This is a genomic window from Streptomyces kebangsaanensis (genome assembly GCF_001906585.1).
GTDB classification, from domain to species: Bacteria; Actinomycetota; Actinomycetes; order Streptomycetales; family Streptomycetaceae; genus Streptomyces; species Streptomyces kebangsaanensis.
In genome coordinates this window covers 51,351-53,393 of sequence record NZ_JUJA01000169.1, presented here as the reverse complement: position 1 = coordinate 53,393, position 2,043 = coordinate 51,351, and the positions used below count along the sequence as shown (strand labels likewise).

At 70.9% G+C, this 2,043-nt stretch carries 2 protein-coding genes; both read left to right on the top strand.

Annotation, left to right across the window (positions count from 1 at the left end):
* The coding region (locus tag RH94_RS45930) for a LysR substrate-binding domain-containing protein (RefSeq protein WP_234426341.1) at positions 1–577 on the top strand (577 nt) is incomplete at its 5' end.
* 270 nt (positions 578–847) lie between these two features.
* Positions 848–1,672 (top strand): SDR family NAD(P)-dependent oxidoreductase, encoded by an 825-nt coding sequence (locus RH94_RS37625; protein WP_079189338.1) that lies wholly within the window; start codon positions 848–850, stop codon positions 1,670–1,672.
* Positions 1,673–2,043: the final 371 nt, after the last annotated feature.

Below are 2,043 nucleotides of genomic sequence, written 5' to 3'. Positions count from 1 at the left end.
GGTGTGCGAGAGCCGCACCCCGCACACGGTGCGGATGCTCGCCGACGGAGAGGCGGACCTGGGGGTCGTCCTCGACGACGAGGCCCGCGACTGCGGCCTGCACATGGAGCCCCTCGGTGACGACTCCCTCGTCGTGATCGGCCAGGCCGGAGGGATCATCGCCGGTCGGACCTCGCTGGCCTACAGCGAGGTTGCCGAGCACCCGCTCATCGGGCTCGACGCCGGCTCCTCGTTGCGCCGCTGGATCGAGAAGCACCTCGGGCCGCACGCTCCGGTGGCGCGTTACCGCACCACCGTCGCCGACCTCAGCGTCCTCGTCGCCCTCGCTGCCGCAGGCGTCGGGCTCGCCGTCGTACCGCGTCGCGCCATCGACCCCCACCAGCCCCTCGCCGTGTGCGAACTGCAGGACCCCTGGGCCCGCCGCCACCATCTGCTGGCCTGGGGCGTCAAGGACCGCTCCTCGTCGACGGCCACCGCGGCGCTCGCCGAACACCTGCGCAACGCGGCACTGTCCGAGCGTTCCTCCCGCGACGCGTACCAAGACCCCATGGACCGGCGCCCCTGCCACGACGGCTGACCGAGCACCCGAAACGGGCCGGGGCGCCGAGCACCCGGATCCGCAAACCCAGCCGATGGGAACCGTCGGCCCGGCCGCCCGCCGCGCCGGAGGTCACAGCTGGTGACCGTCAGGTACAGCCGGCCACGCCAGGAGGCCGCTCGTCCTCGGCCGGCCTCCTGGCTGTGGCGGGAGGCGGTCTCGGACTACCTGGTGCAAGCTGCGAGAGGAGGCGGCGCCTCGCCGGCCGCGGTGGAACGCGGCGGTGACTGCGATCTGTGAAGGGCGGACATGGGTGTGAGGGATGCAGATGCCGAACGCGCGGGGGCCGCGGATCGGAACGACACGGTGCCGGGCGTCGACGCCGAAGCGCCGTTGTCGGGATGCGCGGCTCTGGTGACCGGTGCATCCAGTGGCATCGGCGCGGCGACTGCCTGGCAACTGGCTCTGCAGGGCGCGGCTGTGGCAGTCGTCGCCCGGCGTACCGGGCGGTTGGAGGAACTGGCCACGAGGATCCGTGGTCAGGGTGGCTCGTGCGCCGTCCTCACCGCTGGCCTGGGGGATGCGGAGCAGGCACGTCGGGCCGTCGAGGACACGGTCGGTTGCTTCGCACGGTTGGACGTGCTGGTGAACAACGCCGGTTATGTGGCCATGGGTCCCATCGAGGAGGGTGACCCGGCGGACTGGGAGCGGATGGTCGACCTCAACTTCAACGCCGTCCTGCATACGTCACAGTCGGCGCTGCCGCACCTGCTGCGGGCGGCAGCGGACGGGCCACGCGGGATCGCCGATCTTGTGAACGTCAGCTCGGTCGGGGGCAGGGTGGTGCGAAGGAACAACGCCGTCTATTCGGCGACGAAGCACGCCGTGTGCGCGTTCAGCGAGGCCCTGCGCCAGGAGGTGACCGGAAGGGGGGTCCGGGTAGGGCTGATCGAACCGGGTATGACCATGACAGAGATGGCGATCGGCGCCGGACACCTCGCCGCCCGTGACCTGCCGCAGGATGCCTGGCTGCGTGCCGAAGACCTCGCCCGCGCCATCACCTTCATGATCACTCAGCCCTCGCACGCCGCAGTCAACGAGATCATGATGCGCCCGACAGCCCAGGAACACTGACCACCAGCGCGGCAGATGTCGGTGGCGGTGCGGGCACGGCGTCCGACGGTTGGCAGCGCGGCCAGTTGCAGGCGGCGTGCACGGGCCGAGGCGGTGTCCGAGCCACAGAGATCGTCTTCTTGACAGGCCATCTCATTCGGCGGGTTCGGTGGTCTCCTGCCGTGGGGATCGTTGAGCGTCTTGTGCCGGATGGGCTGTGGGAGCTGTTCCAGCGGGTGGTTCCGCCGGCGCCGGTCCGGCTGCAGGTACGACCACCTGCGGCGCCGGCTGCCGCCGTCCGCACCGCCGCTACGAAACCGCCGCTACGAACGCAAAGCCGGGCACTTCCTCGCCTTCACCAGCATCGCCTGCACCCTACATCCGCTATCGGC